The sequence below is a fragment of the Schlesneria sp. genome, assembly GCF_036405755.1.
Taxonomy (GTDB): Bacteria; Planctomycetota; Planctomycetia; order Planctomycetales; family Planctomycetaceae; genus Schlesneria; species Schlesneria sphaerica.
Map to the genome: position 1 here is coordinate 1 of NZ_DASWWZ010000428.1, position 6,799 is coordinate 6,799.

Below are 6,799 nucleotides of genomic sequence, written 5' to 3' on the forward strand. Positions count from 1 at the left end.
CGCACTGTCACCCCCGCGCGCTGGACGTTCGTGATCGACAAGTCTGGCAAAATCGCAGCGAAAAACACGATGGTCAAAGCTGCGGAAGACAGCAAGGCGATTCAGGAATTGATCCAGACTCTCGAAAAGAAGTAACGCGGATCACCGCACTTCTTATGCACTCCCGTGAAACGGGTCTGGATTGGATTGTCGCACAGGGTTAAACCGCTACAAGCCTCCTCAGTCCACGGCGGGTTCGCTGGTTGGGGTGTCTGGTCCCCCTGTCTCGCGATTCCGTTTGACAGCCAGATTTCCGAATGATTTGACAACTTTGCCTGGTATTGCGCGCAGCTTAGTACGCTGCGTTTTCTAGTGGAGCATCTCATGACTGCGGAACCAAGGATCGTCCTCAGTGCCTTTGCCGATGAAGCGGCGAATTCGAAGACGGCCATCGAGCAATTGTCCGTTCTCGCGGCCCTCGGCCTCAGCTATTACAGCCCTCGATTCGTCGATGTGAATGGTTCCGGCACGGTGAAGCACGTGACCGAACTTGATGCCAGCGAACTGGAACGTCTGCGGGCGCTTCATCGTGAATATGGGATGCATGTGGCCACCATCGGTTCGCGTCTGGGTAAGGTCAAACTTCTGGATGTGGATGACGGTTCGCATAATAGGTTTGTCCCTGACAAGCAGTATCATGAAACCGACGTAGCGGCGACGATTCGCGCAGCGCAGGCACTGGACGCCAAACTGATTCGGGGCTTTTCGTTTTACCACCCGAAAGGGGAGAGTCCTGATGCCTACGTGCAACAGGCCGCGGATCGACTTCGTCCGATTGTCGAGCTTTGCGCAAAAGCGGGACTGGTCTACGGTCTGGAGGTCGAAGCGAATCTCGTTGGACAGAACGGTCGAACGCTCGCAGCACTGGCCGAAGCTGTGGGTCACCCGAACCTCGTATGTATTTTCGACGGTGGCAACATCTCGTCACAGAATCTGACGCCGCTGGACTGCCTGGCCGAGTACCGTGCGATGCGAGACCACCTGGGCTGGGTCCATATTAAAGACTACCGCGTCGATCCCAACCTGAAGTGGACGGGAGTCGTTGACGAAGAACGACTGAAGAACTTCGTTCCCTGTGACGTGGGCGATTCGGGTCACGATCTGATTATCCGCGATCTGCGTGAGCATCTTCCAAAGATGACCGAACGGATGAAGAAGCTGGGAGCACCAGGTGTCTTCCTCGAACTCGAACCGCATCTGAAAGGCGGCGGGCAGTTCGGTGGATTCAGTGGTCCCGATGGTATGGGAGTGGCCGTCCGATCGCTGTGCCGGATGTTAGACTACCAGAAGATCGGCTATGATTTACGTGGCTTTGAAGACATCGTCGCCGCACGGGGATTCTGAGCCGCGTATTGGATCCGGGGTTACCTGGCAATCTCACGTGGAGCTTCCCATGAAATCGCGACGGTCGTCGATTCATCTTTGCTGTTTTTTCTGTGCCGTTCTCAGCATCGTTCTGTTGATCGTTCTGTCCCGCGGGGCATTCCTGTCACAGGCATCGGCTCAGGAATCACCTGCGAAGCAGGATTCTGCCGAGACCAGCAGCAAGGCAAAGGGGCGGTACCAGACTCGCAGGATCCACGATCCGAATGGGACCGGCAAGTTCTACATGGGGCGCGAGATTGCCCAGGTGATGTCCTTCCACGGCGCTCCGTGGTTGGAGAGGCCTGAACGTGAAGAAGAGGAACGGCTCAGTGAGCTGGTCAGGCAGCTCAAACTGCAACCCGGTCAGGTTGTGGCCGATATCGGTGCTGGATCAGGCGTGATCACGATGAAGATGGCCGAAGAAGTCGGTCCCACGGGAAAGGTCTTCGCCGTTGATATTCAGCAGGAGATGCTGGACCTGCTCGGAGACAAACTGCAGGACAGGAAGATTGAAAATATTGAACTGGTTCTCGGGACAGACAAGTCTCCCAAGCTGGAACCGAACAGCATCGATCTGGCGCTGATGGTTGACGTTTATCACGAGTTGGAATTCCCGTTCGAGATGCTGCTCGAGCTTTCCTCGGCGCTCAAGCCGGGGGGACGTATTGCACTCGTAGAGTATCGTCGAGAAGATCCGGAAGTGCCGATCAAGCTTGTTCATAAAATGACCGAAGCTCAGGTCAAAAAAGAGATCGGTCAGCCCGAATTCGGGCTGAAATGGAAAGAAACCATTGGGACGCTACCGCGGCAACATTTGATCGTCTTTCAAAAACCCGCCAAATAGCGATTTCGGAAGTAAAACGTCATGGATGACGCTCAAGTCGAGGATTTTGGGGACACCAGAGTCAGTCTGAGATCCATCGCCATCGTACTGGGGATCTATCTGGTTCTGGCCGCAGTTCTTCCTGCTGCTGACGATGAGGTCTACTACTGGACCTGGTCTAAAGAGCTCCAGTGGAGCTACTACGATCACCCCCCGATGACCGCAGTCCTGATTTATCTGTCGACGGCGGTCTTCGGAGACTCCGTATTTGGATTCCGTGTTCCTGCCTGCGTCGCATCGGCAGTTGTCGTCTATGTGATTGGCCGACTCACCAGATGTCGCCTGTTGATGCTGGGCGTTCTGTTCAGTCCACTCTTCACCATCGGCGCGGTCATGATGACTCCCGATTCGCCGCTGATCATGTTCTGGGCTCTGTATCTATTGTGGCTGGTAGAACTGCAACAGCGGTTGGCTCCTGAGGCGGGAGCAGAAGGTTCTGGACCGAAACCGGTGAAGATCACCTGGGGTTGGTGGACCCTGGGGGGAATCATTCTGGGCTGCGGGGTGCTCAGCAAATACACCATGGGACTGATCGTCCCCGCGACATTTGTCAGTCTGCTGTTGTCCCGACGGCGATTGACAGACTGGATTTCGGGATATGTCTACCACGGTATCGTTTCCGCAGTCGTTGCCTCTCCGATTCTCATCTACAACATTCAGCAGGGGTTTGAACCGCTTCTTTTTCAGTGGAAGCATGCTGCTCAGACGACTCCGAACGCACTTCGTTCCATGGTCGAGTTTATCGGCGTACAGATCCTGCTGTTCGGGACGTTGCCGTTCTATCTCTTCCCGTGGGTGATTAAACGATTTCTGAGTTTGTGCCAGAATCCACGGCTTCGCGCCTGCAGTTGCCTCTACGCACTGCCACTGGCGTTCTTCGTCTACAAGTCGACCCAGACTCGTCTGGAAGGAAACTGGGCGCTGGTCTGCTTTATCTCGTTCTGGCCGCTGGCTGCCGTCTGGTACGATTCAGTCCGCGCGTCGAAATTCTGGCACTGGTCAACCGCGTCTGCTTTTTTGCCACCGGCGATTGCTGTCGTCGTGATCTTTATTCATCTGGTGTCGCCGCTTTCCATTGTGCCGGTCAAACTTGATCGCATTCATCGGCAGTTCGCCGTTGATGATGCGACCGCAGAGGTGGCTCGGATTATTCAGGAACGTGGCGAAAAGATTCCGGTATTCGCCGATTCCTACCAGATGACGTCGTGGTTGCGATTCCACGGACTTCCCGCACAGCAGGTCGATGGAGCGACCCGGCCGAGTCACTTTACCCGACCTCCGCGCCGGCTGACGAACGTCGACCGGGCCTATGTTGTCACGAATTTGCCGTTGTCGCCAATTTTGACGGAGGGATTTGGGCTTCCGGAAGTCGTGGCGAGCGTTCCGATGCAGATCAGGGGGGTAACCGAAGGGACTTTGAACATTCGATTGTACCAGAAGCCGAATCGGAACCCCGTGGGCCAACCGGAAGTTCCCTGAGTTCACGTCAATGGTTGTGAATGCTTCGCTGCGTTCGGTAAAGTGGCGATCGTGTCATACAGCATTCGACGCAATGAATGCTCAATTGAGCCGGCCCTGATGGAGATCAAACGATGCAGTTTCGGATGTGTTCGCTGGTGGTGATTGCTTCTCTGTTTGTCAATTCGCTGGCGCACGCGGTCGATATCGAGTTCCCTGATGCAAACCTCGACACCGTCATTCGCGAAATTTTGAAGAAGAAGCAGATCGACAAGACAGACAAGTCGAAGAAGATTACAGACGAAGATGTGTCGACGATTTTCTTTCTTGAAGCCCCCAACCGCGGAATCGAAAGCCTGGTCGGCCTGGAAAAATGCCGGAATCTGGCACTGATCAAGCTGACCGGAAACAAGATTAAAGATATCAAGCCGGTCGAAGAGTGCGTGAATGTTCAGTCGATCGATCTGGCAAAGAACCAGATCACCGACTTCGCTCCGCTCGGTAAACTGACCAAGTTGCAGTACATCCAACTGGACGACAATCAGATCCAAAGTCTGGAAGGTGTTCAGAATCTGAAAGCTCTGGGGGCGCTGTACCTCAGCCGGAATCAGATTACGTCTCTCCAGCCGCTGGCCGAATTGCCAAAGCTTCATGCACTTTATCTGGACAAGAACCGCATCACCGACGTGACTCCGCTGAAGGGGCTGCGATGGCTGGAGCGACTGGATTTGAAAGACAACCAGATCAAGGATATCTCAGCATTGGGAGACATGACCGAATTGCGGTTCACCTTCCTCGAGCGGAATCAGCTGACCGAGATTCCTACCCTGGTCGAAATGGCAAAGAAAGACCTTGCCGGTGAACGTCGATTTGCCCCCTATTGGAAGCTCTATCTGGCGGGTAATCCTTTGAGTGACGCAGGGAAATCACAAGCTGCGGAACTTGCTAAACAGGGCGTGCGAGTCCATTTAGAGTAGCGCTGACGGGGCCGGTGTCCGAAAGACAAGCAAATGACGGGTGACGGCTGGCCGGTAAGATTCTTGTAAACCGGAGGAAAAGTGATGCTCTCGTGCTCGGACATCGGAACGAGGCATCAGCTTTCTGACACTGTCGCATCAGGCTTCTGACACATTCATTCGCAGCGATAACGCATCTGGAACAGTCGACCTGAGTGTCAAAGGTCATGCTTTTCGTGAAAAAGTCGGTACCCGAGGGTGACTCGCGTGGTGGGCAGCCCTTCCCGAAGTCTCTATGATGACGGGCTCGGCTGGAAAAATTTGTCGAGTAGCCTGGTCACACGGAAGGCTTGAGGCCGTTTCCGAGTTGTGACGGGGCTGCGTCGATGCTGTAAGGGTCTCCAGCGTTTGAATCTCGCAGGATGTCGTCGAGCTATGAAAGTTCTTGTTGTCGGTGGTGGTGGGCGTGAGCACGCCCTGGTCTGGAAGCTGAAGCAGTCGCCTTCGGTAACGCAGTTGTTCTGCGCCCCGGGGAATGCTGGAATCGGACTGGACTGCACTAACGTAAACATTCCTGCCACTGACATTCCCGGTCTCATCAAATTTGCTCAAAAAGAGAAAATCGATTTGACGGTCGTGGGGCCCGAAGGTCCGCTCGTCGCCGGAATTGTCGACGATTTTCAGAAGGCCGGACTGCGAATCTTTGGTCCCTCTCGCAAAGCGGCTGAGCTTGAAGGATCGAAGAAGTTCGCGAAAGAGATCATGCGGAAGGCAAACGTGCCTACGGCGGATTTCCGTGTCTTCACGAATGCGGCCGAAGCGATCAGCTACATCGAAGAACGTGAAGAGGGTGACAAGTTCGTGATTAAGGCCGACGGCCTTGCCGCGGGCAAAGGAGTCACCGTCTGCTCAAATAATGATGAAGCTCGTGCGGCCATCAAACGAATGCTGATCCAGCGTGAGTTTGGCGATGCGAGTCAGCGGATCGTCGTCGAAGATCGACTCGAAGGAGAAGAAGCCAGTCTGCTGGCGTTCGTCGACGGTAACACGATCGTTCCTCTGGAGGCTGCACAGGATCATAAAGCGGCACACGACGGGGACGTGGGACCGAACACGGGTGGAATGGGGGCATATAGTCCGACTCCCGTCATCACGATGGATATCGTCGACACCGTCGTCGAAAAAATCCTGATCCCGATGGTTCATGAGATGAACAAGGAAGGGCGCCCCTTCCGAGGCTGCCTGTATGCGGGCCTCATGCTGACGAACCAGGGTCCCAAGGTCCTCGAATTCAATGTTCGGCTGGGCGATCCTGAGACGCAGGCGGTGCTGTTCCGCTTGAAGTCGGACCTGGCTAAGGTCATGTACGCCGCTGCCGAAGGAAAGCTCGACCAGATCGAACCGCTGGAGTGGGATCCGCGCCCCTCTGTCTGTGTCGTCATGGCATCGGGAGGATACCCCGGGGACTTCGAGAAAGGTCATCCCATACGGGGCCTCGAAGAGGCGGCCCAGGTTCCAGAGACGAAAGTCTTTCATGCCGGGACCAAGCAGGTAGGTGGACAGATCGTCAACGACGGTGGGCGAGTGCTGGGCGTGACGGCGATCGGCGAATCGATCGCCGAAGCCAAGCTGCGAGCATATCAGGCCGTGAAGTGCATTCGGTGGGACGGCGCATGGTGCCGCAAGGACATCTCTGACAAAGCCAACCGCTACTGATCGATGCGTATCAATGATTCTCGGATGGCAACAGTGAGCCCCGTGTGGCTTACTGTTGCCAGACCCGAGTCAGTTTGGATCCGACAACAGGGTGACGACGCGAGGTTCCTCTATCTCGGTGGTGGTCGCGCCGGGAAATGATCATGACCGACGATGGATCCGAACGACCGCCCCGACGAACTCGCTATTCAGGAAAGAATCCGCGCAAGTTTCACGAGCGTTACAAGGAACTTCAGCCTGAGCGGTATCCGGAGGAAGTGGCTCACGTGGCCGCCAGCGGACGTACTCCTGCCGGAACTCATCGGCCGATCATGGTCAAAGAGATCCTGGAACTCCTCGCTCCTCGGCCAGGTGATTTTGCAGTCGATTGTACCTTGGGATA

General features: G+C 55.3%; 5 protein-coding genes and 1 pseudogene. All 6 read left to right on the forward strand.

The annotated features are described in order from the left end of the window. Positions 1 to 363 precede the first annotated feature (363 nt). Positions 364 to 1,383, forward strand: coding sequence for a sugar phosphate isomerase/epimerase family protein (locus VGE80_RS14600; protein ID WP_373651355.1), 1,020 nt, complete (start codon positions 364 to 366; stop codon positions 1,381 to 1,383). A 49-nt stretch (positions 1,384 to 1,432) separates the two neighbouring features. Then, on the forward strand, positions 1,433 to 2,248 hold the full coding sequence (locus tag VGE80_RS14605) for a class I SAM-dependent methyltransferase (RefSeq protein WP_440593178.1): 816 nt from the start codon (positions 1,433 to 1,435) through the stop codon (positions 2,246 to 2,248). A 21-nt stretch (positions 2,249 to 2,269) separates the two neighbouring features. Beyond that, the gene (locus VGE80_RS14610) at positions 2,270 to 3,766 is read left to right on the forward strand and encodes an ArnT family glycosyltransferase (protein ID WP_440593179.1); all 1,497 of its coding nucleotides are present in this window, start codon (positions 2,270 to 2,272) and stop codon (positions 3,764 to 3,766) included. A gap of 113 nt (positions 3,767 to 3,879) precedes the next feature. Next, on the forward strand, positions 3,880 to 4,722 hold the full coding sequence (locus VGE80_RS14615) for a leucine-rich repeat protein (protein WP_440593180.1): 843 nt from the start codon (positions 3,880 to 3,882) through the stop codon (positions 4,720 to 4,722). Between the two features lie 414 nt (positions 4,723 to 5,136). Further along, positions 5,137 to 6,417 carry a phosphoribosylamine--glycine ligase gene (purD, locus tag VGE80_RS14620; RefSeq protein ID WP_440593181.1) on the forward strand — a complete coding sequence of 427 codons (1,281 nt, stop codon included), beginning with the start codon at positions 5,137 to 5,139 and terminating at the stop codon, positions 6,415 to 6,417. Positions 6,418 to 6,560: 143 nt separating this feature from the next. Then, a pseudogene (locus tag VGE80_RS14625) lies at positions 6,561 to 6,799 on the forward strand (16S rRNA (cytosine(1402)-N(4))-methyltransferase RsmH); the annotation flags it as partial.